Source organism: Micromonospora sp. NPDC049044, from assembly GCF_040649215.1.
In the GTDB taxonomy this organism is placed as follows: Bacteria; Actinomycetota; Actinomycetes; order Mycobacteriales; family Micromonosporaceae; genus Micromonospora.
Genome location: NZ_JBEZFA010000006.1, coordinates 121,380 through 148,073 on the forward strand (window position 1 = coordinate 121,380; position 26,694 = coordinate 148,073).

At 70.3% G+C, this 26,694-nt stretch carries 25 protein-coding genes; 10 read left to right on the forward strand and 15 right to left on the reverse strand.

The features are described from left to right. Positions 1–21 precede the first annotated feature (21 nt). Positions 22–366: a hypothetical protein gene (locus AB0B85_RS06825; protein ID WP_357404351.1), complete on the forward strand. Its 345-nt coding sequence runs from the start codon at positions 22–24 to the stop codon at positions 364–366. Positions 367–379: 13 nt separating this feature from the next. Here the strand turns inward: AB0B85_RS06825 and AB0B85_RS06830 are convergent, their stop codons facing one another. From AB0B85_RS06830 to AB0B85_RS06850, 5 genes are all read right to left on the reverse strand, one after another. Next, positions 380–1,585, reverse strand: coding sequence for an ROK family transcriptional regulator (locus AB0B85_RS06830; protein ID WP_357404536.1), 1,206 nt, complete (start codon positions 1,583–1,585; stop codon positions 380–382). A gap of 168 nt (positions 1,586–1,753) precedes the next feature. Next, positions 1,754–2,857 (reverse strand): sugar-binding protein, encoded by a 1,104-nt coding sequence (locus AB0B85_RS06835; protein WP_357404353.1) that lies wholly within the window; start codon positions 2,855–2,857, stop codon positions 1,754–1,756. Positions 2,858–2,909: 52 nt separating this feature from the next. Further along, positions 2,910–4,208, reverse strand: coding sequence for a multiple monosaccharide ABC transporter permease (gene mmsB / locus AB0B85_RS06840; RefSeq protein WP_357404355.1), 1,299 nt, complete (start codon positions 4,206–4,208; stop codon positions 2,910–2,912). Continuing rightward, positions 4,205–5,752: a multiple monosaccharide ABC transporter ATP-binding protein gene (mmsA, locus tag AB0B85_RS06845; protein ID WP_357404357.1), complete on the reverse strand. Its 1,548-nt coding sequence runs from the start codon at positions 5,750–5,752 to the stop codon at positions 4,205–4,207. The genes mmsB and mmsA overlap by 4 nt, the downstream gene beginning before the upstream one ends. 338 nt (positions 5,753–6,090) lie before the next feature. Next, the gene (locus tag AB0B85_RS06850; RefSeq protein ID WP_357404359.1) at positions 6,091–7,269 is read right to left on the reverse strand and encodes a glutathione-independent formaldehyde dehydrogenase; all 1,179 of its coding nucleotides are present in this window, start codon (positions 7,267–7,269) and stop codon (positions 6,091–6,093) included. A 136-nt stretch (positions 7,270–7,405) separates the two neighbouring features. Between AB0B85_RS06850 and AB0B85_RS06855 the strand changes: the two genes are divergently transcribed. Continuing rightward, the gene (locus tag AB0B85_RS06855; RefSeq protein ID WP_357404361.1) at positions 7,406–7,990 is read left to right on the forward strand and encodes a TetR/AcrR family transcriptional regulator; all 585 of its coding nucleotides are present in this window, start codon (positions 7,406–7,408) and stop codon (positions 7,988–7,990) included. Next, complete coding sequence (locus AB0B85_RS06860; protein WP_357404364.1) at positions 7,987–8,850, forward strand: alpha/beta hydrolase; 864 nt, start codon at positions 7,987–7,989, stop codon at positions 8,848–8,850. Before AB0B85_RS06855 ends, AB0B85_RS06860 begins: the two co-directional genes overlap by 4 nt. Positions 8,851–8,984: 134 nt before the next feature. On the opposite strand, the gene AB0B85_RS06865 is transcribed toward AB0B85_RS06860, so the two are convergent. Together AB0B85_RS06865 and AB0B85_RS06870 are read right to left on the reverse strand one after the other, a co-directional pair. Further along, positions 8,985–9,215: a 4-oxalocrotonate tautomerase family protein gene (locus AB0B85_RS06865; protein ID WP_357404366.1), complete on the reverse strand. Its 231-nt coding sequence runs from the start codon at positions 9,213–9,215 to the stop codon at positions 8,985–8,987. A gap of 30 nt (positions 9,216–9,245) precedes the next feature. Then, positions 9,246–9,962 (reverse strand): SDR family oxidoreductase, encoded by a 717-nt coding sequence (locus AB0B85_RS06870; RefSeq protein ID WP_357404368.1) that lies wholly within the window; start codon positions 9,960–9,962, stop codon positions 9,246–9,248. Positions 9,963–10,028: 66 nt separating this feature from the next. On the opposite strand from AB0B85_RS06870, the gene AB0B85_RS06875 reads away from it, so the two are divergent. Further along, on the forward strand, positions 10,029–10,649 hold the full coding sequence (locus AB0B85_RS06875; RefSeq protein WP_357404370.1) for a TetR/AcrR family transcriptional regulator: 621 nt from the start codon (positions 10,029–10,031) through the stop codon (positions 10,647–10,649). A 122-nt stretch (positions 10,650–10,771) separates the two neighbouring features. Here the strand turns inward: AB0B85_RS06875 and AB0B85_RS06880 are convergent, their stop codons facing one another. Next, positions 10,772–11,170: a hypothetical protein gene (locus tag AB0B85_RS06880; protein WP_357404372.1), complete on the reverse strand. Its 399-nt coding sequence runs from the start codon at positions 11,168–11,170 to the stop codon at positions 10,772–10,774. 370 nt (positions 11,171–11,540) lie between these two features. On the opposite strand from AB0B85_RS06880, the gene AB0B85_RS06885 reads away from it, so the two are divergent. The 4 genes from AB0B85_RS06885 (at position 11,541) to AB0B85_RS06900 (ending at position 15,774) form a co-directional block, all read left to right on the forward strand. After that, positions 11,541–12,788 (forward strand): family 16 glycosylhydrolase, encoded by a 1,248-nt coding sequence (locus AB0B85_RS06885; protein ID WP_357404374.1) that lies wholly within the window; start codon positions 11,541–11,543, stop codon positions 12,786–12,788. A gap of 158 nt (positions 12,789–12,946) precedes the next feature. Beyond that, a complete protein-coding gene (locus AB0B85_RS06890; RefSeq protein WP_357404376.1) occupies positions 12,947–13,969 on the forward strand; it encodes a DUF4331 family protein in 1,023 nt (340 codons plus the stop codon). 259 nt (positions 13,970–14,228) lie between these two features. Beyond that, entirely contained in the window at positions 14,229–14,774 is a 546-nt protein-coding gene (locus AB0B85_RS06895) for a hypothetical protein (protein ID WP_357404378.1), read from the forward strand. Positions 14,775–14,826: 52 nt separating this feature from the next. Next, positions 14,827–15,774, forward strand: a complete 948-nt coding sequence (locus AB0B85_RS06900; protein ID WP_357404380.1) for a hypothetical protein — start codon at positions 14,827–14,829, stop codon at positions 15,772–15,774. A gap of 124 nt (positions 15,775–15,898) precedes the next feature. On the opposite strand, the gene AB0B85_RS06905 is transcribed toward AB0B85_RS06900, so the two are convergent. From AB0B85_RS06905 to AB0B85_RS06915, 3 genes are all read right to left on the reverse strand, one after another. After that, a complete protein-coding gene (locus tag AB0B85_RS06905) occupies positions 15,899–18,904 on the reverse strand; it encodes a fibronectin type III domain-containing protein (protein ID WP_357404382.1) in 3,006 nt (1,001 codons plus the stop codon). 187 nt (positions 18,905–19,091) lie between these two features. Continuing rightward, on the reverse strand, positions 19,092–19,322 hold the full coding sequence (locus AB0B85_RS06910) for a DUF2188 domain-containing protein (protein ID WP_357404384.1): 231 nt from the start codon (positions 19,320–19,322) through the stop codon (positions 19,092–19,094). A 72-nt stretch (positions 19,323–19,394) separates the two neighbouring features. Further along, on the reverse strand, positions 19,395–20,042 hold the full coding sequence (locus AB0B85_RS06915) for a M23 family metallopeptidase (protein WP_357404386.1): 648 nt from the start codon (positions 20,040–20,042) through the stop codon (positions 19,395–19,397). A gap of 198 nt (positions 20,043–20,240) precedes the next feature. On the opposite strand from AB0B85_RS06915, the gene AB0B85_RS06920 reads away from it, so the two are divergent. Both AB0B85_RS06920 and AB0B85_RS06925 read left to right on the forward strand, forming a co-directional pair. Next, positions 20,241–20,906: a hypothetical protein gene (locus AB0B85_RS06920; RefSeq protein ID WP_357404388.1), complete on the forward strand. Its 666-nt coding sequence runs from the start codon at positions 20,241–20,243 to the stop codon at positions 20,904–20,906. Positions 20,907–20,957: 51 nt separating this feature from the next. Then, the gene (locus AB0B85_RS06925) at positions 20,958–21,539 is read left to right on the forward strand and encodes a TetR family transcriptional regulator C-terminal domain-containing protein (RefSeq protein WP_357404390.1); all 582 of its coding nucleotides are present in this window, start codon (positions 20,958–20,960) and stop codon (positions 21,537–21,539) included. 30 nt (positions 21,540–21,569) lie between these two features. Here AB0B85_RS06925 and AB0B85_RS06930 read toward each other — a convergent pair whose 3' ends face one another. From AB0B85_RS06930 to AB0B85_RS06945, 4 genes are all read right to left on the reverse strand, one after another. Further along, entirely contained in the window at positions 21,570–22,925 is a 1,356-nt protein-coding gene (locus AB0B85_RS06930; RefSeq protein WP_357404392.1) for an N-acetylmuramoyl-L-alanine amidase, read from the reverse strand. A 64-nt stretch (positions 22,926–22,989) separates the two neighbouring features. Further along, the gene (locus AB0B85_RS06935; protein WP_357404394.1) at positions 22,990–24,168 is read right to left on the reverse strand and encodes a peptidoglycan DD-metalloendopeptidase family protein; all 1,179 of its coding nucleotides are present in this window, start codon (positions 24,166–24,168) and stop codon (positions 22,990–22,992) included. Between the two features lie 218 nt (positions 24,169–24,386). Beyond that, positions 24,387–25,370 (reverse strand): hypothetical protein, encoded by a 984-nt coding sequence (locus tag AB0B85_RS06940; protein WP_357404396.1) that lies wholly within the window; start codon positions 25,368–25,370, stop codon positions 24,387–24,389. After that, positions 25,367–26,647, reverse strand: a complete 1,281-nt coding sequence (locus AB0B85_RS06945; RefSeq protein WP_357404398.1) for an MFS transporter — start codon at positions 26,645–26,647, stop codon at positions 25,367–25,369. The genes AB0B85_RS06940 and AB0B85_RS06945 overlap by 4 nt, the downstream gene beginning before the upstream one ends. Positions 26,648–26,694: the final 47 nt, after the last annotated feature.

The window sequence follows — 26,694 nt, forward strand, 5'->3', positions numbered from 1 at the left end:
TGTCTCGTCTAGGTTCGGCAGATGACGATCTCCTTGGACGGTCGGCGTTTCCGGTCCGTGACGGACGTGGTGGCCGGCGAGGTGGGCACGCTGACCGTGTTCGCGTACCACGAACGGGCCGGCGAGGTGTGGGCCGAGTACGCCGGCGGGTCCATCCGACGCGGCCACCTGGTCGGCACCCGTACGGGCGACCGACTGGACTTCCGGTACGTCCAGCTCAACACCGACGGTCAGACGTCGTCGGGGCACTGCGTCTCGGAGGTTTCGGTGCTGCCCGACGGCCGGGTCCGGCTGCACGAGACCTGGTCGTGGGAGTCCCGGGCGGGCAGTGGGAGCAGCGTGGTGGAGGAGGTGTTGGCTCCCTGACGTGGCGTCGCGGCTACGCGGGCTCGGTGCTCGCGGCCTGGCCGACGACGCCGACGTTGAGCGGGTCGACAAGGAGTTTGTCGAACGCCAGCTCGGCGGCACCGATCAGGACGGCGTCGCCGCCGAGGGCCGCCGCGCGCAGCCGTAGGTGCTCACGGGAGGCCGGCAGCGGCATGGTGGCCAGCCGCTCGCGGACCACGTCGGCCCCGGCGGTGAAGATGTCGCGAAGCGACCCCCCGAACACCACGGCGTCCGGGTTGACCACGTTCACCAGGTTGGCCACGCCGAAGCCGAGCCACCCGGCGACCTGCTCGACGGCGGCACGGGCGGTGCGGTCGCCGTCCGCCGCCGCGCGCAGCACCTCGGCCACCGCCGCGCGGTCGCTCGGATCGCGGCCCGCGTGCCGCAACAACGCCGCTTCGGAGATCTCGGTCTCCCAACAGCCGCGGGAGCCGCAGCCGCAGGGCAGGCCGTTCGGGTTGACGACCATGTGGCCGACCTTGCCGCTGTGCCCGCGGTGGCCGATCATCATTCGGCCGCCGACGATGATGCCGGCGCTGATGCCGAGGTCGCCGTGCAAATAGATGACGTCGTCGGTGCCCACCGCCACGCCGCGGACGTGCTCGGCCAGGCCGGCGATGTCGGCCAGGTCACCGGCCACGAACCCGGGGCCGCCGCGGAACTCCGCCTCGAGTGCGACCCCGAGCGTCTCGTCGAGGCTGGCGATCCGGATCCGGCCGTCCGGGTCACGGGTGGTGTCGGTGACCGCGGCGGCGCCGCCGACAAGCAGCGCGTCGGTGGTCACCGACCGTTCCATGTCCCGGACCAGGTCGGCGAGGGGTCCGACGGCGTCGACCGCCGACAGGCCGCGGGGTCGCGGGATCTCCCGCCGGTCGAGGATCTGCCCGCCGAGGCCGACCCGAGCGGCGCGTAGCCGGTCCGCGTCGATGCTCAACGCGTGCGCGTACACCCGGTCGAAGCGGGGACTGACCACCAGGGAGGGTCGGCCGGCGCGGCGGACGGTGGTCGGTGCCTCCTCGGTGACCAGGCCGCTGGCGACCAGGTCGGCCGCGAGGGCGCCGATGGTGCTCCGGTTGAGGCCGAGCCGGCTGGTCAGTTCGGCCCGGGACGTCGGCCCGTGCACATGGACGTAGCGCAGTACCGCGCCGAGGTTCTGCCGCCGGATCTCCTCCTGGCTGGCACCGGGGACCGACGGCAGCGGGGGTTCGGTGTGGCGGCCGACGCCGGCAGGCCTGGACCGGACGGGTGTTGCCACGGTCAGACCTCCTTCCGGATCGGCGCCGGGTGGTACGGAACTGTCAGGACGACGATGGGTCCCGGAAGAGGAGACCCGGGACCCATCGGCGTTGCTACCTACCTGCGGTGATTACTTGGTGAGCGGCGCGAGCTTCGGGTCGGAGGCGTACGCCTCGACCACGTTCGCCTTGGTGACGGCGACCGGCGGGAGCAGGAACGTGTCGACGACCTTGCTGCCGTTGTTGTACGACTCGGTGTCGTTCACCTGCGGCTTGTCACCGGCCTGGAGAGCCTTGACCATGTTGATGGTCTCCTTCACCAGGTTGCGGGTGTCCTTGTTGATCGTCATGTACTGCTCACCCTTGACGATCGACTTGACCGACTCGACCTCGGAGTCCTGACCGGTGACGACCGGGATCGGCTTGCCGGCACCCTTGACCGAGGTCAGGATGGCGCGGGCCAGCGTGTCGTTCGGGGAGAGGACGCCGTCCAGCTCCTTGTTGCCGTAGGTCGAGGTCAGCAGCTGGTCCATGCGGGCCTGCGCACCCTCGGCCTTCCAGCCCTGGATGGCGGTCTGCTTGACGTCCTTCTGACCCGAGGCGACGACGACGTTGCCCTTGTCGATCTCCGGCTTGAGCACGTCCATCGCGCCGTTGAAGAAGACGCCCGCGTTGTTGTCGTCCGGCGAGCCGGAGAACAGCTCGATGTTGTACGGGCCGTTCGGCTTCTTGGCCTTCATGCCGTCCAGCAGGGCCTGGCCCTGGAGCTGGCCGACCTTGAAGTTGTCGAACGCGACGTAGTAGTCGAGGTCTGGCGTGTTGGTGATCAGCCGGTCGTACGCGATCACCTTGGCACCGGCGGCGTGCGCCGCGGCGACCTGGGTCGCCAGCTGCGCGGCGTCGGTCGCGCCGATGACGATGACCTTGGCGCCCTTGGTGGTCATGGCGGTGATCTGCGCCTGCTGGTCGGCGACGGTGGTCGACGCGCCGGCGTACTGCACGTCAGCCTGGAAACCGGCCTCCTTGAGGCCGTTGGTGAACAGGTCACCGGCGAGGACCCAGTTCTCCGAGGTCTTGGCCGGGAGGGCCACACCGATCAGGGAGTTGGCCGCGAAGCCCTTGGCGGCGTCGCCGCTGGAGCCGGAGTCGCCGTCACGGCCGGAACCGCAGCCGGCGAGGGCCAGCATGGCGGCGGCGCTGATGGCGACCACCGACGTGCCGAAGAATTTACGCATGGTGAGGACTTGCCTTTCTGGATGTGTAGCGGGGTGGTGGGGTCGGTGACCGTCAGCCGGACACCGCTGCCTTGGCGGGCTTGCGCTCCGCGTCCGGCGGTGAGGCGGGCGTGGCGGAGTCGTCGCGGCGGAATGGCCGCATCAGGCTCCCGATAATGGAGAACCGCCCCTGGCTCTTGTTGTAGACATCGATCGCGACGGCCAGCAGCAGGACCAGACCCTTGATGATCTGGACCTTGTCGGTGCCCACGCCTTGCAGCTGGAGGCCGTTGTTGAGCACGGCCATGACGAGACCGCCGACGATCGAGCCGCTGATGGTGCCGATGCCGCCGGCGACCGCCGCGCCGCCGATGAAGACCGCGGCGATGGCGTCCAGTTCCCAGCCGTTGCCGTCCTGCGGGCCGGACGCCTGCGAGCGGGCCACGAAGATCATGCCGGCCAGCGCGGCCAGGACGGACATGTTCATCATGACGAAGAAGTTGACCCGCTTGAGCTTCACGCCGGACAACTCGGCCGCCCGGGAGTTGCCGCCCACCGCGTAGATGTGCCGGCCGCCGGCCGTGTTGCGGGTGTAGAAGGAGTACGCGATGACCAGCGCCACCAGGATGATGCCGGAGATCGGGAAGCTGGTGCCGACGCGACCGCTGGCGAAGCGCAGCGCCGCGAAGGCGATCACGCCGACCATGACGGCCATCCGCAGGATCGAGATCCACATGGGCGCCGGGTCGGCGTCCATGGCCCGCCGGGTGTTGCGGGCCTGGATCTCGCGCCACACCACGGCCACCGCCGCGGCCAGGCCGAGCAGCAGCGTGGCGTTGTTGTAGCCGGTGTTCGGGCCGAACTCGGGCAGGAAGCCCGAGCCGATCTCGCGGAAGCCCTCCGGCACCGGAATGCTCTGCGCGTTGCCGATGAACTGGTTGCCACCGCGGAACAGCAGCATGCCGGCCAGGGTCACGATGAACGCCGGTACCCCGATGTACGCCACCCAGAAGCCCTGCCAGGCGCCGATCACCGCGCCGATGGCGAGACCGAACACGATGGCGGCGGGCCAGGGCAGATCCCACTCGGTCATCGACTTGGCGACCAGGATGCCGGTGAATGCCGCGACCGAGCCGACCGAGAGGTCGATGTGCCCGGCGACGATCACCATGAGCATGCCGATGGCCAGGATCAGGATGTAGGAGTTCTGCTGGAACAGCGCGATCAGGTTGTCCGACCGCAGCGTCAGCCCGTTGGTCCAGACCTGGAAGATCAGGACGATCGCCACCAGGGTGAAGATCATCCCGAACTGGCGGGCGTTGGAGGTCGTACCTCCAAACAGGTTCTTCTGAAGATCCTTGATACGACTCATCGGGTGGCCAACTTCTTCGTCGAGGTCATCTGCTTCATGAGGTTTTCCGGAGTGGCGTCCGCCCGAGCGATCTCGCCCGTGATGGCGCCCTCGAACACGGTGTAGATGCGGTCGCAGAGCCCGATCAGCTCAGGCAGCTCCGAGGAGATGACGACGACGCCCTTCCCCTGGTCGGCGAGCCGCTGGATGATGCCGTAGATCTCGTACTTGGCGCCCACGTCGATGCCGCGTGTCGGCTCGTCGAGGATCAGCAGGTCCGGGTCGGTGAACATCCACTTGGCCAGGACGACCTTCTGCTGGTTGCCGCCGGAGAGCTTGGAGACACCCTCGTCGACCGTCGGGGCCTTGGTCCGCAACTCCTTGCGGTACGCCTCGGCCGCCTGGTACTCCTCGACCTCGTTCAGCACGCCGTGGTGCGTGATCTTGGACAGCTTGGCGGCCACCGTCGACGTCTTGATGTCGTCGAGCAGGTTGAGGCCGAGCGCCTTGCGGTCCTCGCTGACGTACGCGAGCCCGTTGTCGATCGCGTCCGCGACCGACTTCAGGACGATCTCCTTGCCGTCCTTGATGATGGTGCCCGACTCGTACACCCCGTAGGAGCGGCCGAAGACACTCATCGCGAGTTCGGTGCGGCCCGCGCCCATCAGGCCGGCGAAGCCGACGATCTCGCCGCGGCGCACCACGAAGCTCTCGTTCTTGCAGACCTGACGGTCGGCGGAGATCGGGTGCCGGACGTTCCAGTCGCGGACCTCGAAGAAGACCTCACCGATCTTCGGGGTGTGGTCCGGGAAGCGACTGCTCAGCTCACGGCCGACCATGCCCCGCACGATCCGGTCCTCGTCGACCCCGTCCGCCTTGACGTCGAGGGTCTCCACGGTCCGGCCGTCGCGCAGGATGGTGATCTGGTCGGCGATCGCCTCGATCTCGTTCAGCTTGTGCGAGATCATGATCGAGGTGATGCCGCGGGAGCGGAAGCCGCGCAGCAGGTCCAGCAGGTGCCGGGAGTCCGCCTCGTTCAGCGCGGCCGTCGGCTCGTCCAGGATGAGCAGCTTCACGTCCTTGGCGAACGCCTTGGCGATCTCCACGAGCTGCTGCTTGCCGACACCGATGTCCTTGATCAGGGTGTCCGGGTCTTCCTCCAGGCCGACCCGGGCCATCAGGTCCAGCGCCATCCGGTTCGCGGCCTTCCAGTCGATCGCGCCCCGCTTACGCGGTTCGTTGCCGAGGAAGATGTTCTCCGCGATCGACATGCCGGGGATGAGCGCGAGCTCCTGGTGGATGATCACGATTCCGGCGTTCTCGCTGGCCCGGATGTCGGAGAACTTGCTCTCCGAACCCTGGTAGACGATCTGGCCGTCGTAGCTGCCGTACGGGTAGACCCCGCTGAGGACCTTCATCAGCGTGGACTTGCCCGCACCGTTCTCGCCGCAGATGGCATGGATCTCACCGGCGCGCACCACCAGGTTGACGTCGGAGAGGGCCTTGACTCCGGGGAACTCCTTGGTGATAGAGCGCATCTCAAGGAGGGTCGGCACGTTGCTCATCGCTCGTACCACCTCGCCAACGTCATCGGTTGCCTCCGGAAGGTTGAACCTTCACTTGGTTTTGTTGTTGACGGCAACGTATTGCGGCCGGAGGGCCATCCGCAAGGCGGGAGGCTGTTGAAAAAGTAACAATCCGGCAATATAGACGAAACACAGTATTCGCCCGTCACGGCCGCCTCCGCAGCCACTCAGGGCACCTTCGCCTGTCGGTGGCAACGTTGTCAAATGGAAGACAACACCGCGATCGGCGGCAATCATCCCCGCCGGGCCCGTCACCAGGAGGTGGACCCGAGGCTCAACGACCCTTGAGGGAGGATCGGGGCCGGCGGTGCGTCCGGTCACGCCGGGCGCAGCACCACCTTGATCACCCCGTCGTCCCGGCGGTCGAAGCGACGGTAGAACTCCGGGGCGTCGGCCAGGGTGCCGTGGTGGGTCACCACGACGCTGGGCCGCGCACGACCGGCGACGACCAGGTCGCGCAGCAGCACCGTGTAGCGGCGGTCGTGGGTGCGGCCGAACCGGACGGCGACGCCCTTGGCGAACAGCGTCCCCCAGGGCGCGACGAGATCCTCGTGGGCGTCCGCGCCCGGTCCGGGACGCGGGTCCCGCTCCGGATAGACGCCCGCGACCGCTATCGCGCCGGTGGGATTGACAAGCCGGGCGGCGTCGGCGATGACCTGGTCCGGGCGTTCCCGCTCCGGGTGTTCCCGGTCGCGGGCCTGGAACCCCACCGCGTCGATCACCTTGTCGACGCCACCCAACTTCTCCTCACCGAGCGGCAGCCCCACCCGGGCCCGGTCCGCGCGGATCTGCTCGACCGGGTCCCCCCGGCGGAAATCGACAGGTACGGCGCCGATCTCCCCGGCCTTGTCGAGCCGAGCCTCGACGCCGTCGACGCAGTAGACGACCCGGGCACCCCGCAGCAGCGCCGAGTAGGCGCCGAGCAGGCCGATGGTGCCGGCGCCGAAGACGGCCACCGTGTCCCCGGGCCCGACTTCGGCGAGGGCGGCGGCGGCGTGCCACCCCGTGACGAACGCGTCGGCAAGCAGTACGAAGTCGTCCTCGTACCCGTCCCCCGGCTCACCCGGCAGGGGCACGCAGTTGGCGTCGGCCCACGGCACGCGCAGCAGGTCGGCCTGGGCACCCCGATAGGGGCCCATCCCGGCGTACCCGTACGCGGCACCCGGCCCCTCCGCCCGCGCCCGCAGACAGGCCGCCGAGAGCCCTCGGGCGCACATCACACACGTCCCGCAGAAGAGGTGCGTGGGGATCACCACCCGGGTGCCCGGCCGCACGGTCTGCACCGCCCGGCCCACCTCCTGCACCACGCCCAGTGGTTCGTGGCCGAGCACGAGCCCGGGGCTGGCGCCGGTCCGCCCGTCGTACATGTGCAGGTCGGTGCCGCACAGCGCGGTGGAGGTGATCCGCACGAGGGCGTCGGTCTCCGCCTCCAGGGTCGCGTCGGGCACCTCCCGCACGGCGACGGTCCGGACGTCGGCGTAGACGACGGCTCGCATCCCGGGCCTCCTGTTCGGCGGGGAAAGAGCCGGTCTTCCCCAGATCGGGCCGTTCACGCCGGCTGCTGCGGACCAGCCGGATCGGAGTGCTATCTTAGGACTCCTAAGTTTATTCCTAGTGGAACAAAGGTGTGGTGTGCCACGACAGGGACTGACCAGCACGCGCGTTTCGGCCGCCGCTGCCGAGTTGGCGGACTCGGTCGGCCTGTCCCGGTTGACCGTCGCTGCCGTCGCCCGGCACTTCGGTGTCTCGGACGCCGCGCTGTACGTGCACGTCCGCAGTCGCGACGCGTTGATCGAGCACGTCGCGGTCCGGGCGGCGACCGCGTTCGCCGACCGCCTCGCCATCGCCGTGGCCGGGCGAGCGGGCCAGCAGGCTCTCGTCGGGTTCGCCGACGCCTGGCGCGCGTTCGCCGCGGCACACCCGGGGCAGTACGCGGCGACACAGCTCCAACTCCCGCCGGAGGTCGGCACGAGGTCGGCCGGGCACCTGCGCCTGATCGAGTTGAGCTACGCGATGCTGCGCGGCTACGGGCTCGACGAGCCGGCGCTCACCGACGCGATGCGGTTCGTCCGCAGCACCCTGCACGGCTTCGCGAGCCTCGAAGCCGTCGACGGTTTCGGGCATCCCCGCGCCGTCGACGCGTCGTGGCGCTCGATCCTCGACGCGGTCCACACGACGCTTGGCAACTGGCCGACCGGAAAACAGGAGCAGCAGTGAACAGCCACGATCAGTACGTCGAGTCCCCCGACGGGACGCGCCTGGTGCTCCGCCGCCTGGGTGCCGGCGACCCCGTCGTCCTCGTGCACGGCTCGGGTGGTGGGCTGCACTCCTGGGCCGCAGTCGCCGACCAGCTCGCCCGCGACTACGAGGTGTGGCTGCCGGCCCGCCGCGGATACGGCCCCAGCGACGTCCCGCCCGGTGTCAAATCCTTCACCGTCGAGGCCGCCGACCTGCTCGCCATTATCGAGGCGGCCCGCCGGCCCACCGGTCGGACTGTCCACCTGGTCGGCGCCTCCTACGGAGCGACCCTGGCGTTGCACGCCGCCTCGACCGATCCGCGCGGCATCCGTTCGCTCGCCGTCTTCGAGCCGCCGCTCTTCGCCGCCGGAGCGGAGATCGCACCCCTGCTGCTGCGCTACCGTTCCGCGGTCGAGCGCGACGACGCCGCGGCGATGGCAGCGGCGTTGAACGAGGTGACCCGGGTCCCGGCGGAGACCGTCGCCGCTCTCGCGGCGGCGGCGGGCGGCCGGACGCCCGACCCGGTCGAGGCGCGGCGGGCGGCGCTCGGCTGGCTGCACGATCTCGAAGCCCTCGCCGGGGACAGCACGGACATCACCAGGTGGTCCTCGATCACCGTGCCGACCCTGCTGCTCGCCGGCGCGGACACCTGGGAGCCGATGCCCACCACGATGAACGCCCTCGCGCGAACGATCCCGGCGGCCCGATACGTCGTCTGGGCCGGTCAGTCCCACTTCGTGACGATGACCGCGCCCACCCTGGTCGCCGACGCGCTGCGGCGGTTCTTCGTCGAGACGTCGACGGCTCAGCAGAGTTCCGACGGCCCGGCGAGGCGGTGAGCGCCGTCAGGCCATGCGACGCACGCGGTCCGGCTCGCTGGTGCGAATGACCCGGACCTGGTCACGGCCGCCAATCGGCAGGATCCGCACCACCGGTGCGGATCCTGTCCGGCCGATCGGCGGGCAACCGCTGCCTACTCGGGGGCCTGCTGTTTGCGGAACTGGTCGACCGGGAGGCCGCCGCGCCCCCAGTTCTCGGTCTCGACCTCGTCGATCACCACGAAAGTCGAGGTCAACGGCTTGTTCAGGATGTCGCGCAGCAGCTCGCTCACGCCCTTGATGAGGGCGGCCTTCTCCTCGGCGGTCGCCGCGGACGCGCCAGCGGTGCTGCCCTCGCGGGTGATCTGGATGGTCACGATCGGCATGGTCTGCTCCCTTCTCGGTGTCGGGTGGCGTCAGTGACCGGCGTTCTGGCCACCGTCGACGTGCAGGATCTCGCCGGTGACGAACGGGGCGGACTCGAGGTAGAGGACGGCGTCGACCACATCGCTGGTGTCGCCCATCCGGCCGACCGGGTGCAGGCCCGCGAGCGTCTGGTGCGTCTCGACCGGGTGCATCGGGGTCTTGATGACGCCGGGCGCGACGGCGTTTACCCGTACGCCGCGAGTCGCGTACTCGATGGCCAGCGACTTGGTGGCGGAGCTGAGGCCACCCTTGGTCAGGGACGCGAGCACCGACGGAACGTTCGAGTTGGGCTGGTCGACGAAGCTTGTCGTGATGCTGACGATGTGGCCGTTGCCGCTGGTCAGTAGGTGGGGCATGACGCGCTGGGTGAGGTGGAAGAACCCGGCGAGGTTGATCCCGGTGACCTGGTTGAAGTCCTCGTCGGTGTAGTCGGTGAACGGCTTGGCCACGAAGACGCCGGCGTTGTTCACGAGGGTGTCGATCCGCCCGAACCGGTCCAGGGCGGCACGTACCACCCGCTCTGCGGTGTCGGCCTCGGCGATGTCACCCCGGACCGTGACGACCTCCGGGTCGGGCGACGCGTCGATCGAGCGTGACGTCGCCACCACGCCGTAGCCGAGCTTGCGGTAGGCGGCCACGAGGTCGGCGCCGATGCCCTGGGAGGCGCCGGTGATCACCACGACCCGCTGTGCCGAACTGTTGTTCATGAGGAAATCCTTTACTAGACGACTGGTCTACTAAAAGCTAGCCGACCGGTCGTGTATCGTCAAAGCATGGGACGGACCAGTGACGCGAGGAACAAGATCCTCGGCGCGGCCGCCGCGCTCATCGAGCAGCGGGGCTACACGGCGCTCGGGGTGGCCGAGATCTGCGCTGCGGCGGGCGTGCCGAAGGGCAGCTTCTACTACTTCTTCGAGTCCAAGCAGGCGCTCGCCCGCACCGTCATCGACGAGCACTGGGTCACTCAGCGCCGCCAGTGGGAGCAGTTGCTCGGCAGCGAGCGCGACCCGCTACAGCGGCTCCGGGACCTGTTCGAGGCCACCGAGGAGGTCCAGCGCGTCGGCCAGCAGAAAGCCGGCGTGGTCGCCGGCTGCCTGTTCGGCAACCTCGCCCTCGAACTCAGCAACCAGGCCGAGGAGATCCGCGACCGGCTCCAGGAGATCTTCGAGGAGCAGATCAGCCTGATCGAACAGGTAGTGGTCGAGGCCAAGGAACGCGGCCTGGCGGGCTCCGGGGTGGACAGCCGGGAGGCCGCCCGATCGATCGTCGCTCAGATCGAGGGGCGGGTCCTGCTCGCGAAGCTGCTCAACGATCCGAGCCAGCTGGAGACGCTGTGGCGCAACTGCCTTGATCTCCTCCAGGTGCCGGCGCAGGCGCGCACCACCAACGGCTGAACGGACGACTGTCGTTCACCGTCCACTCCGTAGCTTGCCGCGCTGCGCGCGGACCGTGGGGTCGGCACCGAGGCACCGTCGCCACCGCGGTCAGCGCTGTCGCCCTGGGTGGCGGAGCCGACTCAGCCGACCTGGGCCACCGGCGCCGGACGGTGCTTGATCTCCTCCATGAACGGGAACCGGGCGGTCAGCTCGGTGACGGTCAGCCCGCCCCGCCAGGCCGCCGCCACCGTGGCGACCTGCAAGAGGTCCATCACGTCGCCGCGCGCCAGCACCTCGCCGGCCACCCGCAGGTCGATCATGAAGTAGCGGGCCTGCGATCCCAGCTTCACGCAGACCTCGCCCTGCCCGGACTGCAGCTCGGCACAGGTGAATCGGCTCCGCCCCTGCTCGGGAGCGGTGACCCGGCCGAGATCGAGCCCGTGTCGGGCGGCGGTTTCGATAAGCGCGGGGGCCAGACCACCTTGCTCGACCAGGTCCGGGTAGAGGCGCACACCCAGCGCCGTCGACGCGTCGCTCATGACTGACTCCCACTTCCTTGTGACAGAGACCAGCAGCGTGCAGGTTACGAGGAGGTTTCCCGCACGCCTCGTCATCCTGTCCCGGGTGGACGCCCCACGGCAATAGGAAAGGTCGATTCGACAGCTATCGAGTAACCCGCGCCGGCACGACGGGGGCGGGCCGGACAGGCCGGTGCCGGAGGTCGTCGGGTCCAGCTCGGAGTCCGCTGCCGAACGCCGAGCCGCGCCCTTCGTCGACGGCGCGAAGGGCGTCGCGGGGGTATTGGAAAGACTCTTGACAGAAAGACACCATATCGACATACTTCTCTACAGAGAGCGCTCTCTGCCTCCGTCGCGCACCCTCCACCACTCCCCCGCCGAGGAGCCTCCCGTGTTCACAGCCCGCACCCGGTCTCGCCCCCTCGCACTCCTGGCGGTCGCCCTCGTCGCGACCACCGCGGCGCTCGTCCCGGCGCATCCCGACCGAGCCGAGGCCGCCATCGGCGCCATCAGCTGGCAGGACGAGTTCAACTCCCCGGCCGGCACCCCGGTCGACCAGAACAAGTGGCGTTTCGACATCGGCGGGGGCGGTTGGGGCAACAACGAGCGGCAGTACTACACGAGCAGCACCAGCAACGCCGTGCACGACGGCCAGGGCAACCTGGTCATCACGGCCCGCCGGGACAATCCCGGCAACTACCAGTGCCACTACGGGCGGTGCGAATACACGTCGGCACGCCTGCTGTCGGCGGCCACCTTCACCCAGACGTACGGCCGATTCGAGGCCCGGATCAAGATCCCCCGCGGCCAGGGCATCTGGCCGGCGTTCTGGATGCTCGGCACGGGCGGCGGATGGCCCGACGCCGGCGAGATCGACATCATGGAGAACATCGGCCGGGAGCCCAACACCGTGTACGGCACCGTGCACGGACCCGGCTACTCCGGCAGCGGAGGCATCACCGGCAGTCGCACCATCGGGGCGCCGCTCGCCGACGGATTCCACACCTACCGGGTGGACTGGGAGCCGAACGTGATCACCTGGTACCTGGACGGGGTCCAGTACCACCGGGTGGATCCCGCCCGGCTCGGCGGCAGCCGCTGGGTGTTCGACCACCCCTTCTTCATGATTCTCAACGTGGCGGTGGGCGGAAACTGGCCCGGCTACCCGGACGGCTCCACGCAGTTCCCGCAGCAGATGCTCGTCGACTACGTCCGGGTGTCCAGCTACACCTCCGGCGGAGGCGACCCCGGCACCGGCACCAGCCGGATCCGGGGTGCGCAGAGCGGGCGGTGCATCGACATCCCCAGCGCCAACCCGGTCGAGGGCGCCAAGTTGCAGATCTGGGACTGCAACACCACAGCGGCCCAGGCCTGGACCTTCGCCTCCGACGGGACGGTCCGCGCGATGGGCAAGTGCATGGACCCGGCCTGGGCCGGCACGGCCAACGGCACCGAGGTCAACCTGGTGAGCTGCAACGGCAACACGGCCCAACGCTTCACCCTCAACGCCGCCGGCGACCTGGTCAACCTCAACGCCAACAGGTGCGTGGACGTGCGGGACGCCAACCCGAACAACGGCGGCAAGCTGCACCTCTGGGACTGCCTTGGCGCCGCCAACCAGAAGTGGTCTCGCAACTGACAACTTGGACGCCACACACTGGGCCGGCCGAGCACACCTCGGCCGGCCCAGTGCCGTGGATGCCTCAGCCAGCCCGATTGGCTCGATGCGCACGGCGACCGACTCACGACCACTATGTTCGGATTAGTCCAAAATCCGGCAGTTCCGGGAGTGAGCTCATGTCGCACCACCTCGATACCCCCCTCGCCGCCCAGGGCGGCCAGCTCTACATCGATGACCTCTACGTCTTCGACGGCGACCGCGCCACGGTCTTCGTCATGGACGTCAACAGTTCGGTGACCAAGGCGGACATCAAGCGCGGCTTCCACGCCGAGGCACGCTACGAGATCAAGATCCATATCAACGGCGCCGAGGTGGAGGACCTGGCCTACCGGTTCGCCTTCGGCGAGCTGGACGGCGAGGCCCGGCAGGCCTTCCAGGTGTACGAACTCACCGGCGCGGACGCCCGCGACGACGCCGCGATGGGCACCCCGATCGCCCAGGGGCGAACCGGCGAGGTGACGGCCGGCAACAATGTCCGGATCTGGGCCGGGCGGATCACCGACCCCTTCTTCATCGACCTCGACGAACTCGCCACCATCAACGGCGCGGTAAAGAACGCTGCCCGGGTGGACCACTCGGCATGGCGGGCCGACCAGGTCAAGAACAGCTTCGCCGGCACCACCGTCGAGTCGATAGTCCTCGCGGTCTCCCACGACGAGCCACTGCTGCGCGACGGCACCGAGATCGGCGTGTGGTGTCGCACCATGCTGGCCACCGACGCCGGCGGATGGCGACAGATCAACCGCGCCGGCCACCCGATGATGTGGCCGATCTTCTGGCCCCACGACACCGACTTCTCCCACCCCGCCAACTTCCGGCACCCCGGCAGCGACCTCGCCGAAGGCGGCGAGGAGATCGCGAACGCGGTCGCCGGGGTCGTCAAGGCGAACGGCACCGCACCGGACCCGCAGGCGTACGGCTGGAGCGTCGCCCGGCAGCTCTACCCGGACCTGCTGTCGTACCAGGTCGGTACGGCCGCGAACTTCGGTTTCGCGGTCCGCAACGGCCGCGCCCTGGCCGACAACGCACCCGAGGTGATGTTCTCCCTGGTCCTCAACACCGGCACCACGTCCGGCCTCACCGCGGAGGTCACCCGGGCCGCCCGGTCCGCCACCTTCCCGTACGTAGTTCCAGCCTGAATCCGATCGCGGGGCTCGGCGGCCAGCACGGCGCCGAGCCCTTGTCGTGCGCGCCCTCCGACGGCCGCGAACCCGGTCCCCGGACCAGCCGGGTGCGCGATCCCGGGCAGCGACCCCGCGGTGCCGACGATCACGGACACACGCGCAGGAGCACTGGCCGCCCCCGGGTGACGTTCGTGCCGTTCAGCTCCATATAGGCGTTTTGCGTAGTTAACCTCTGACTGCTTCCTATGGGTTCTTTCGGACAGAAGGAGAGTCGATGCGTAGAAAGATTCTCGCGGGCGTGGCCGGCGTTGCCGCCGTCTTCGCGCTCGCCGGGCCGGCCGCCGCGGACACCACTGGCGACACGATCGTGACCCTCACCGTCGACGCCGCCGGTGGCCTCTCGATCACCGTACCGGCGACGGCGAACATCGGGCACGGCGTGGAGGGCTCCACCGTCACCGGTCAGCTCGGCCCGGTGACCGTGCTGGACCAGCGCGGTTCGCTCACCCCCAACTGGACCGCCACCGTCATCTCCACCGACTTCACCACCGGCGGTGGCACCTCCGGCGAGACGATCCCGAACATCAACGTCCTGTACTGGTCCGGCCCCGCGACGGCGACCGCCGGTGGCGGCACCTTCACGCCGGGCCAGCCCACCTCGGCCCAGCAGGTGATCATCAATGTGCCCCGGACCGCGATGACCCACACCGGCGGCACCGGCAACAACTTCGCCACCTGGAACCCCACGCTGGTGGTGAATGTGCCCGTCGGCACCGTCCAGGGTGTCTACACGGGGACGGTGACACATTCGGTGGTCTGACCCGCTCGGCCGGCTGGCGCTGCTGGCCCCTGTCGCCCTCGTGGCGCTCGGGGTGCCTGCGGCGCCAGCCGCTGCCGTGCGGGAGCAGCAACGCGAGCCGGCCGACGACGCCGCGATCAGTATCCGGATGTTGGACATCCCGGCCAGTCGGGTGCGGGATCCCCGGGCCCAGGTCTACATCGTGGACCACCTCAACCCCGGGACGACGATCCACCGCCGGGTCGAGGTGCAGAACTCCTCCGGCGAGACGCAGAAGATCGAGTTCTACTCCGGTGCGGCGGCGGTCGAGCACAACACCTTCGCCGTCCCGGAGGGACGGACGGGCAACGAACTGAGCGGTTGGATCGGGCTGGAAGCCGCCGAGATGGAGCTGGACCCGGGCGAGCGGCGGCCGGTCGAGGTCGAGATCGCCGTACCGAAGAAGGCATCGAAGGGCGAGCGGTACGCGGCGATCTGGGCCCAGGTCACCAGCACGAACAGGCAAGCCGGAAACGTCACCCAGATTCACCGGGTGGGCATCCGCGTCTACCTCGACATCGGCCCGGGCGGTGAGCCGCCTACCGACTTCCGCATCGACGCGCTGGCGGCAGAACCGGGCCCCCGCGAGTTTCCGGTGGTCACCGCGAAGGTCACCAACACCGGTCAACGCGCTGTGGACATGACCGGCACGCTGTCGCTGAAGAAGGCGGCGGTCCAGGCCGGCCCGTTCACAGTGACAAACGGCGTGACGATTCTGCCCGGCCAGAGCGGCCAGGTGCGGGTCGAGGTCGACCAGGCGCTCCCGGCGGGGGTCTGGGACGTGCACGCGAAGCTCGCCAGCGGCGTCGTGGAACGCACCGCGACCGGAAAGATCGTCCTGCCGGTCGTGGCGCCGATGACGGCCTCGGCCTCCGGCGGGCCGACGTGGCTCGTCTACCCGGTCGCCGGGGTCGCCCTGCTGGTGCTGATCATCCTCGCCGGCTGGCACCTCGTCCGCCGGCGGCGCACTCGGCTGGCCTGACCGACTCAGGCGGCACAGACTGCCCGGCCGTCCCCTGAAGGGGTACGGCCGGGCAGCGACGTGTCAGCAGTCCGGACGGAACAGCCGGGCCGCCGGGCGGCGGCCGGCAGCGCCGAGGCTCCCGCTAGATGACCGAGTGCGTCACGACGGCCACGTAGTCGCCGACCACCACGGAGGGCGGGAGCGTCAACCAAACTGTGGGGTTCCAGGTCGCGGAGTTCGGGACACCGGCCCGACCGGACCATCCGGCGGCCCGCTGCGGCATGTCCAGCACCACGCCTGCCTGCGGAAGGAAGGCGCCGGCGCCGGTGGTGGCAAGCGCCGGCCCGGAGGCGTACGTGATGTTGCTGTTGGGGATGGTCTCGGCACCCGAGCCGGAACCCGTTGTGAAGTTGGTCGCCGAGACGACGCTCACCCAGTTTCCGGAGAACGGTCCCCGGTCGTCGGTCACGGTCACCGGGCCGAGCTGGCCTGCGACGCCGGTGGTGGCAGTGGTGACGGTGCCCAGTGCGGAAAGCGCCGGAACGCTGATGGACAGCCCGCCGAGCGGGGCGATGACCAGCTCGACCGGTCGGGTCGCGGCCTGGTTGAACGAGTCGGTAACCCGGACGGTGAACGGGAATGTCCCGGAGACGGTGGGTGTGCCGGAGAGCAGGCCGGTCGCCGGGTCGAGGGTCAACCCGGCCGGCAGGGTCCCGGCGCTGATCGACCAGGCGAAGGGACCCGTACCACCGGCGACCGTCAGCTGGTACCGGTACGGGTCGTACGCCCTGCCGGGCGGGGGCGGCGCGAATGTCAGCGTCGGGGACGGATTGACCGTCACCGACGCGGAGGGCACCGACTGTGGGCCGGTCCCCGCGGCGTTGGTCGCGGCCACCTGGAAGGTGTAGGTGGCGCCGCCGGTCAGCCCGGTGACGACCTGGGTGGTGCCGGTCCCGGTGAAGCTCTGCGGGGTCTGGGCCACCCCGTTGAGGTACGGCGTCACGGTGTAGCCGGTGATCGCCGAGCCGCCGTTGGCCGGGGCCGTCCAGGTCAGCGTGGCGGCGTTCGTCCCCGCGATGGCGGCGGTGATCGTCGGCGCTCCCGGCAGTGTGTACGGCACCACCGCGGCCGAGGCCGGGCTGGCCACGCCGGTGCCGAACGCGTTCACCGCCGCCACCCGGAAGGCGTAGGACGCGCCGGCGGTGAGCCCGGTCAACGTGCGGCTGGTGGTGGAGGCGTCGAACGTGAGGGTGGGCTGGGTGACGCCGTCCCGGATCGGGGTGATCAGGTAGCTGGTGATCGGGCTGCCGTTGCTCGCGGGTGCGGTCCAACTCACTGTGGCGCTGGTGATGCCCGCGACCGCCGTGGGCGTGGCCGGCGGGCCCGGCGCGGACGCGTAGACGTAGGTCGCCGAGCCGGAGGCGCCCCGGGTGACGACGCTGACGGTGACCGTCGCCGGGCTGGACCGGGCGGGCATCGAGGAGATGCCGAGTGTGCCGTCGGGATTCACCGTGAAGCAGCCGGCGCCCGGGCCGGACGTGCACGGTAGCAGCAGCACCGAGGTACCGGCCTGCTGCTCGGCGGCCGTCCCGATGGTGATCGCTGTCGCGCCGGTGAGGTTGCTGCCGCCGACGGTGACCGCGATGCCTCCGGAGATCGAGCTCAGTGCCGGGGTGACCGTGACACCGCTCGGCGCGGTGGCGGGTGCCACGGGTGTGGTGGCGGTGGAGTAACCGGGGTTCGCGTCGATTGAGGACGAGGTCGCCACGGTGGCCGTCTGGATCAGTGCCGGCGTCACTCCGGTCCCGGTCACGCTCGCGACGACGGTGATCGGTGGCAGCGAGCTTCCGCCGGCGAACGGGCCGTTGCTGTTGGTGCAGGTGATGCTCTGGCCGGACGGTGCGGCGCAGACCCAGCCGGACCCGAAGGCGGCCCGCGGCACGACTCCGGCCGGCGTGGTCTGGGTGACCGAGATCGGCGCTGTCTCGGCCGCACCGGGATCGACCCCGGCGGTGATCGAGTACGTGACCGGGTCGCCGGGCTGTGGGGTGGCTCCCACCGCGCTGGTCTGCGCCACGTTCAGGTCCGGCACCGGGTTGAAGCTGACCGCCCGGGCGTTGTCGACCTCGTGGAAGTCGGTGACCGAGCCGGTCGAGCCGACCCAGCCGAAGGCGAGTTGCCGAGGGTATCCGTTGGCGTTCAGCCAGGTCGGCGACGGATACAGGCTCGGCGACACGACCGGGAGACTGCCGGACAGGGTCCGCGCCGGTCCACCGACCGGGGTGAACCTGACCCGGTACTCGCCGGCCGGAACGGTGATGCCGGTGTCGGTGGTGAACGGCGACGCGGTGGTGTTGGCGACCACCTCGACCGGCACCACCGAGGCCGCCCGGGTGCTGGCGCGCAGCGCCAGGGCCGCCGACGAGGTGCTGGTGGCGGTGCTGTTGATCGCGCAGTAGCCGACCCCGTTGCGGCCCGGCCCGCGGATCACGACCTGGCCGGGGACCCGCCCGCCGGTGGTCGAGATGTACGGCGGGTTCGTGCAGCCGGTCCCCTGGTACGTGCTGCTGCTGAAGTTGCCGAAGACGTCAAGCCCCACGCCCAGGTAGCCGTTGGAGAGGCCAACCGACACACCGTTGAACGCTGCCGAGTAGCCCAGCGAGCCACCCGGCTGGCCGAGGGTGGACGGGGACCGCGGGTTGGCCGGGTCGACGGCGGCCAGCACGAAGGCGAGGCCGTCCGCCCCCGGGTTCGTACCGCCGTACTGGTAGGTGTTGAAGCTGACGTGCAGGCCCTGCGAGGTGGGCACGCTCACCGCGCCGAACACCCCACCCTCCCGGGTGACGGCGGCGGGGGTGAGGCGCAGTTTGCCCGCGCCGTCGGGGTCGGTGGACGTGGTGCAACTGAGCAACGGACCGGTGGTCGAGTTGCCCGCCGCGCTCAGGCAGGCCGCGTTGCTGGCTCCCGCGGCCGGTACGCCCGGCACCGCCAAAGCGCCCACGCCGTTCGCTGTGTTGTTGCGGAACGGCTGGTCGAACAGGACCGACCCGACCGCCGACGCCGAGGAGGGCGCGACCACCACGGCAGCTGCGGTCAGTGCGACCAGCAGCGCGAGCGCGGCCGGCCCGCGTCGGCCCCGTACCACCATGCCCACCCCAATCCAGCACCCACTCCAGCCCCAATTCGGACTTTATCGGACAATAGGTGTGGGTGATCCGGTATCGCGGTGAAGCGTGGGCCGACGTTCCCCTCCCGGGGTGACAGCTGACGCGGGCCCGCACCGGCCTCGTCGAGTCGACTCGATGAGGCCGGTGCGGGCCGGCGGCTGGCGGTGGTCAGCCCTCGATGTCGCGGGGGTCGCGGCTGCGGGGGTAGGTGTTCTTCTCCCCGATCGTGCCGTCCTGCTTCTTGACCACGTGTTCGACGCCGCGGTCGGCCGCCATCTCGCGGCCCTGGGCCTGCGCGTCGGTCTTCACGTCATGCGTGCTGCTGGCCCGCTCGTTGCCCTCCGCCTTGTTCTTCCACTGACCGTCCTCGTGGTACGTGTCGACGTCACCCTTGACCATGGCCGGCTCCTCCCTGCGTCCGAACTGTCTGCCCAATCAGTGCCCCGAGTCGGGCCGGACAAACCGCGCTCCTCAGGAGACGGCCGGGCAGTTGTTGCTCACCCGCCGCAGGATCTGTTCGCGCTCGTCGGTGGTGATGCCCGACGGCGTACCGTCGAAGTGGGTCTCCACCTTGGTCCGGCCGCGCCGCTGCTCGTAGTGCAGGTGCGGGGCGCCGGAGTTGCCGGTGCTGCCGAGCCGTCCGATCTGGTCGCCCTGAGCGACCCGCTGCCCCTTCTTGACAAGCGGCGGTTCGAGCAGGTGCAGGTACTGCGTCTCCCAGGTGCCGCCGTGGTCGATCTTCACCCAGTAACCGCCGCCACGACCGCGGGAGCCCTCCGGGTTGTCCGGGGTTCGGCCGCCGAGCGTCCCGTTGATGCCCGCCACGGTGACCGTGCCGGCGTACGACGCGAGCACCGGCCGCCCCCACGCCTCGCCTTCGGTGGGGAACAGGTCGACGTCGTAGTCGTCGTGACCGGGGTAGGTGCTCAGTTGCCACGTCTCGCCGCAGGCGACCGGCAACTGGAAGAGCGGGCGCGGCCCAGCCGGTCGCAGCATCGGCACGACGATCAGTGCGATGCCGATCAGGGCCACCACCGCGACGAGCGCGATGAGGATGCGGATGGTGCGGCTGCGGGCGCGGCGGTGGGAGCGGGGCGTGGTCGGGTGGCCGGTCGTCACCGCCCCGAGGATGGCAGACGTCGACAACGCCACGGCGCCGGGTCACGCCCCACCGCAAAGTTACATTGCAGTTGCATCGTAAAAACGCTACGGTGGATTCAATGCGATCGCATTGCGATGAGAGAAGGCTCTCCGACGCGGGTCATCGCGTTGGCCGAGGCGACCGCCGACATCCACGCCCCAGCGAGAAGGACGACGATGACCGACACGACGGCACCGAACCGGGCGCGGGTCGGCCGACTGCTGCGCCGGGCCGCAGCGGCCGAGGCCGCGACGTGGCGCAGCCTGTACGTCTGGGCCCGGCGCCGCCCCCTGCCGCTGCGGCCCGGCGACGAACCATTCGGCTACCTCGGCGTGGTCAAGCCGATCCTGGGCATCTTCATCGGCCTGTCGGTAGTGGAGATCCCCATCTTCGATGTCGTCGTCACCCACGTGGTGCCCTGGCGACCGGCGCGCTGGATCGTGCTCGGCCTGGGCATCTGGGGGCTGCTCTGGATGATCGGGCTGTTCGCCAGCATGACCATCCACCCCCACGTCGTCGGTGACCACGGCCTGCGGGTGCGGCTCAGCTCGGGCATCGACATCTGGATCCCGTGGACCGACATCGAGGCCCTGCGCAAGCGTTACCGCTCGCTGCCGTCGAGCAGGTCGGTGCAGGTCGAGCAGGAGGGTGCGCGCCGGGTGGTGTCGATCTCGGTCGGCAGCCAGACCAGCATCGACGTCCTGCTGCGCCGGCCGTTGACCTTCGAGCTGGCGAAGACCGGGTCGCTGCCGATGAACGAGCTGCGACTGTACGCCGACGACCCCGACGGCCTCCTGCGCAGCGCGCGGGGCAGCCCCACGAGCAGCACCGTCAGCCGGTAGCCGTTGCCGCTGGCGGGCGGTCCGGGTCACCCCTGTGAAACGATCGAGGCCATGCCCAAGAAGGTCGATCACCAGGAGCGACGCACCCTCATCGCGGACGCGCTGATGCGGGTCGCCGCGGATCAGGGCCTGGAGGCCGTCAGCCTCCGCCACGTGGCCGCCGCGGCCGGCGTCTCCGCCGGCATGGTCCAGCACTACTTCCGCACCAAGGACGAGATGATGACGTTCGCGCTGAGCGTGGTACGCGAACGCAGCCAGCTGCGGGTCACCGAGGCGCTGGCGCGACTGGGTGAGGATCCACCGCCTCGGCTGCTGCTGCGGACGATGATCGCCGCACTGCTGCCCCTGGACGAGGGGACCCGCGACGACGGGCGGGTGGCGCTCGCGTTCCTCGCCTACACGGCGGTGCGTCCGGCCGCCGCGACCGGACTGCGCGAGGGCACCCGGCAGCTCACCGGATTCGTCGCCGGTGTGCTGCCCGAGGGCCGGGGTGAGGCCGCCGCGGCCGGCCTGCTGGCCCTCATGGAAGGGCTCGGCGTCTACCTGCTGGGTGGGCAGTACACCGCCGCGCAGGCGCTCGACGCGCTGGACGCCCAGCTCGACCTGCTCTTCGGCCCGCACCCGGCCACGTGAGCGTCAGTGGCCGGGTGCCGCACCGCGCCGTCAGCAGCGCGGCACGTTCGGGATGTACCCGTCGTAGCCGGTGAGCACGTACGCGTCGGAGACGTAACGGTTGGTGCCGATCCGGTTCCAGACGGTCGTCGTGCCGTACGGGCCGGTGACTGTGCTGCCGACGGCCTGGCAGTAGACGGCGACTGTTGCGCCGTCGGCGACCGATCCGACGATCGGGTAACCGGCGCCGGGACCGGAGCGGACGTTCAGGGTGCTCGCGCTGGTGCTGACAGTGCCGGAGCCGACACCTGTGACACCGTTGACCAACTGCAGGTAGTAGGTCCAGTTCCAGTTCGGGCCCGGGTCGGTGTGCGTCGCGCCGGGCACCTCGTTGTGCCCGATGATGTGCGCCCGGTCTTTCGGGATGCCGTACTTGGTGGCGAGGCTGCGGGTGAGTGCGGCCGAGGCGCGGTACATGGCGTCGGTGAACCAGGTCGCGTTGTCGACGTACCCTTCGTGCTCGATGCCGATCGACTGGGTGTTGTACGTCCAGTTGCCAGCGTGCCAGGCGATGTCCTTCTCCCGCACCGACTGGGTGACGGCCCCGTCAAAGGAGCGGAAGGTGTAGTGCGCGCTGGCCTGGGCGGCCGGGTTCTGGAACCAGCTGACAGCGCCCGCGTACGCGCCCTGCGTCATGTGGATGACGATGCGGTTGATCGGGTGGCTGCCCGGTCGACTGGCCACTGTGTAGTTGCTCGTGCTGGCCGGCGCCCACGCGGCCGGCCCGTAGTCGGTGCTGAGGGTGCCGATCCCGCCGAGCACGGCGGCCTGCTCCAGGCCACCCCGCCGAGGGGTGACCGGCCGCCCGGTTACCGCCTCGCCGCGCCCGGTGAACCCGGCACGCAGCAGGTCGTAGACGGTGTCCGCGTAGAGCCGCGCGACCGACGGTTCGCTGGCGCCGCCGTACCGGGCGACCGGTCCGTACCAACCGTTCACGTCGTCGCGTGCCGCGTCGGTGAGGCCCGCCTGATCGGCGTACGAGCGCAGCACCGCCGCCGCCCCGAGGACGTTCGCCGTGGGGTCGGTCCGCAGCGCGGTCGGACTGAGCCGGGTGAGCGCGGCAGCCTCGTCCAGGGTGCGCACCCTGAGGTTGCTCGCCAGATGCATCAGCCCGTGGCCGCCCGCAGCGCTCGGTGTGCTGGCGTGCATGTCCAGCCGCGACTCGGCGTACCCGAGTGCCACCAGCAGGTCACGCGGAACGTCGTACCGCTGGGCGGCGGTGTCGAACGCGACGGCCAGCGGGGCGGCCGGCGCCGGTGTCCCGCCGGGGCCGGCGACGGCCGGTGACGCGACCGCGACGACTCCGGTCAGGGCGGTGGTCAGGGCGAGCAGGGTTCGGATGGACATGAGCACTCCTTGCGGTGACTGAGGTTGGCGGCCGGTCGGCCGCCAACCTCGGCGGAAGAACTCGTCAGCACCAGCCGTTGATCGGACCGTTCACACCTGTCGACAGGTAGGCATCGGACACCCAACTGCCGTCGCTCAACCGGTTCCAGAGCGCCGTGGTGCCGTACCGCCCGGTGTGCGAGGTGCCGTTGGCGGAGCAGGAGATGGTGACGGTGGCGCCGTCGGCCACCGAGCCGAGTGAGCCGTAGCCGGTCCCGGGCCCGGCACGTCGGGTGAGCACCCCACCGCCGTTCGCATCGACAACTCCCTGGTTGAAGCCGAGCGCGCCGTAGTTGTACAGACCGCCGCCGACACCGGCCCAGGCCGACCCGTGCCGCGCCCCACCCTGGTAGGCGGCGGCACCGTTGGCCAGCACCCACTTGCCGATGTCGTGGCCGGCGATCGGCACGTACGCGCTGTTCTGCCGGAGCCCGAAGTGGACGTGCCGGCCGTAGGCGGCGCCGCCGCAGGTCACGTCGGTGCCGGTGTTACCCAGGACGGCACCCTGGCCGACACTGGCGCCGTTGACGGAGATGCTGTTCCACAGGTGGTAGTAGTCGGTCGAATAGCCCCGGTCGTGGATGACCCGGATCCAGCCCTGACACATCGTGTACGCCGCTCCGGCCCGGGCCGCGCGGACCACCTGGTCACCACCGGCCAGGTCGACGGAGCTGTACGGCGACTCGGTTCCGCCCCAGCCGTGTGGGCCACTGGTGAGGGTCCACGTCTGGCCCACACCGAAGGGCAGGGCCATTCCGGTCCGGTAGTCGCCGCCCGCGTACATCGGGACCGGCGTGGTGGTGAGCACGCTCTTCTCCCGACCCGTCATCAGGGGCGACCCGGCGGCCAGGTCGCCGAAGGCGGCCTCACCGTCGAAGGCGATCCGCCACCCGGCGGGCTCGGACCGGGCGATGAAGATCGACCCGGTCGGGTGGGCATCCTCCTGGCGGGGCGCGAGCGCGACGGCGGTGCCGAACGCCCACCGGCCGCTGACGCGGCTGACGGTGACCCGCGTTTCCGGCTGCGCGGCCCTGGACACCTCGGCGGTGCCGAGCAGCTTGGCGGTTACCGCCTCGGTGAGCCCGGGGGAGACGGCCGCGGAGGCGGCGCCTGGCGCTGGGGTGACGGCTGCGGAGGCGGCGCTGGGCGCGGCTCCGATCAGGCCCGTGACCATCAGCAGGGCCGCGGCTGTGCCGCCGGCCATTCGTCGACCATGCCTCATCGTGCCCTCACTTTCGCTGGGGTTTCAGGCCGCGGCGATGGAGCACCCGCGCGCACTGAGGGGTTGGGGGGTTGGCGAGGGTGAACAGGGATTACCGGCAGACCACAGAGATGGACTTGAATGTTTGCGCTGATTGTTGTGTAACAAACCGTCTAAGTCAACGCGCTCATCGAAGGTTTTCTACGGGTCGGTCCCGCGCCTCAGCCGAGCGGTGCCGGGGACTCCGCGCCCGGGATCGTCAACGTCGGCGCACCGGACCCGTCGGCCGGGACACTCCAGACGTCGGGCTGACCGTCGCTCTGGCGCAGCGTGTAGGCGAGGGTCCGGCCGTCCAGCCAGGCGGCCTGGTCGTCGACGCTGCTGGTCTCGGCCGTCGCGGTGACCCGCATGGTCGACAGGTCGAGGACCGACAGTCGCCAACCCTTCGCCGGGTCGGCATCGACCGCCTGCTTGAAGGCGATCCGGGTGCCGTCGGGCGACAGTGACGGGCACTCGACGTTCTCCGCCACCGTCTCGACCGTCCGGGCGGCGACATCACCCCGGACCAGGTAACGCCTGCCGCCGGTGGCCATTGTCGCGTAGAAGCGGTTGTCGTCGGCGGTGAAGGTGACCCCCCAGTAGTTGACGTCCGGGCTGCGGTAGCTCCGCCCGTCCCGCCTGATCGCGAACTCTTCGAGTGAGGTCACCGTGGCGCCGGTGGTGGTGTCGAGGATTCCGGTGCGGGTCGAGAAGCCGCTGGCGGTGTAGGAGTCGCCGCCGACGAACGTCGTCCAGGAGACCATCCGGCCGGAGGCCGAGACCCGGGCCCGGTTCGGCAGGCCCGGCACGTCGACCACCCGCGTCTGGCGCAGCGCCGCGTCGAGCACTACCACCTGGTACGACCAGGCGGTCTCCGGTCGCAGGCAGACACCGGTGCCGGCCGCCGCGTACACCCGTAGGCACTCCAGGCCGGAGACGGTGCGCGGCCCGGTGGGGTCGGCCGTGCCGACTGTGGACAGGTGTCGGTCGGTGAGGACCAGCAGTCGCGGGCCGGGCGCCAGGGTGACCGCCTGGTCGTCGGTGCCGGTGGGCGGGGTCCGGGCTGGTTCGGCGGCCACCGCCACGTAGCCGACGGCCACGCCGCCCAGCAGCACGGCCGAGGCGAGCACCACGCCGAGTCTCGCTCGGGTCGACAGCACGGTCATCGGGACACCCTCCGGGTGACGAGACGGGACGGGGCGTTCAGCAGGAGCAGCGTGCCGACCAGAACGCAGGCGACGGCCACGGCCGCCGCGCGGATCGCCACCTCCGGCCCCCACGCCTGCCAGCAGAGACCGAACAGGACGGAGGAGACGAGGTACGCGAGGGCCTGCCCGGTCTGCACGAGCGCGATTCCGGTGGTCCGCAGCCGGGCCGGCAGCACCGGGCCGGCGAACGCGACAAGCACCCCGTCGGTGGCGGCGTAGAACGCGCCGTACAGCACCAGGGTCAGCGCGATGAGCGGCAAACCGTCGACCGGACCGGCCAGCAGCAGGTACGTGGCACCGAGCGCGGTGTAGCCGCCGAGCACCACCGGCAGCCGGCCGATCCGGTCGGCGAGTACGCCGAGCGGGGCGGCGAGCAGCAGGTAGGCCAGGCTGGTGCCCACCGCGAGCAGCGGGAACCAGCGCAGTCCGAGATCCTCGCGGCGTTGCAGCAGCAGGTAGACGAAGCCGTCGCCGATGGTGGCCAACCCGAGCATCGCCGCGGCCAGTACGAGTCGGCCGGCCGGTCCTTTGCGCAGCAGGCCGAACGCCTCCCGGACCGAGACCGTCGGGTCGTCCGGGTTCTCCGTCGCCGGGTCGGCGGGGCGTTCCCGAACGAAGAGCACGAGCACCACGACGGCGAGCGCGGCGATGCAGAAGCTGGTGACGAACACCGCGTCGTACGACTGCCCGACGACAAGCAGGACCGCGAACGCGACGAGCGGGCCGAGGAACGCGCCCACGCTGTCCATCGCCCGGTGCACCCCGAACGCGCGGCCCAGCGCCTCCGGTGGGGTGGAGAGCGTGATCAGCGCGTCGCGTGGGGCGCTGCGCACGCCCTTGCCGAGGCGGTCGACGGCGATGACCGCGCCGATCGCCGGTATCGACCGGCCGGCGAGCAGCAGGCCGAGTTTCGCGACCGCCGAGAGGGTGTAGCCGATGCCGGCGATCAGCTTGCGCCGCCGGAACCGGTCTGCGGCGAACCCGCCCACGACCCGCAGCAGCGCTGTGGCACCGGTGTGGACGCCGTCGAGCACACCGAAGGCCACCGGGCTGAGCTGTAGGCCCAGCACCAGATAGAGCGGTAGCACGGCGGCCACCATCTCGGCGGAGATGTCGGTGATCAGGCTGACCGTGCCGAGTGCGAGGACGTTGCCGCCGACCACTGCCAGCCGGCGACGTCGTGGGCCGGACTCGGGTGGATCGGCGACCGGCCGGGAAACGGTCGAGAGGTACACGAGCATCTCCTCGGGATCGACAACTGCCGGTCAGCCATCGTCCGTAC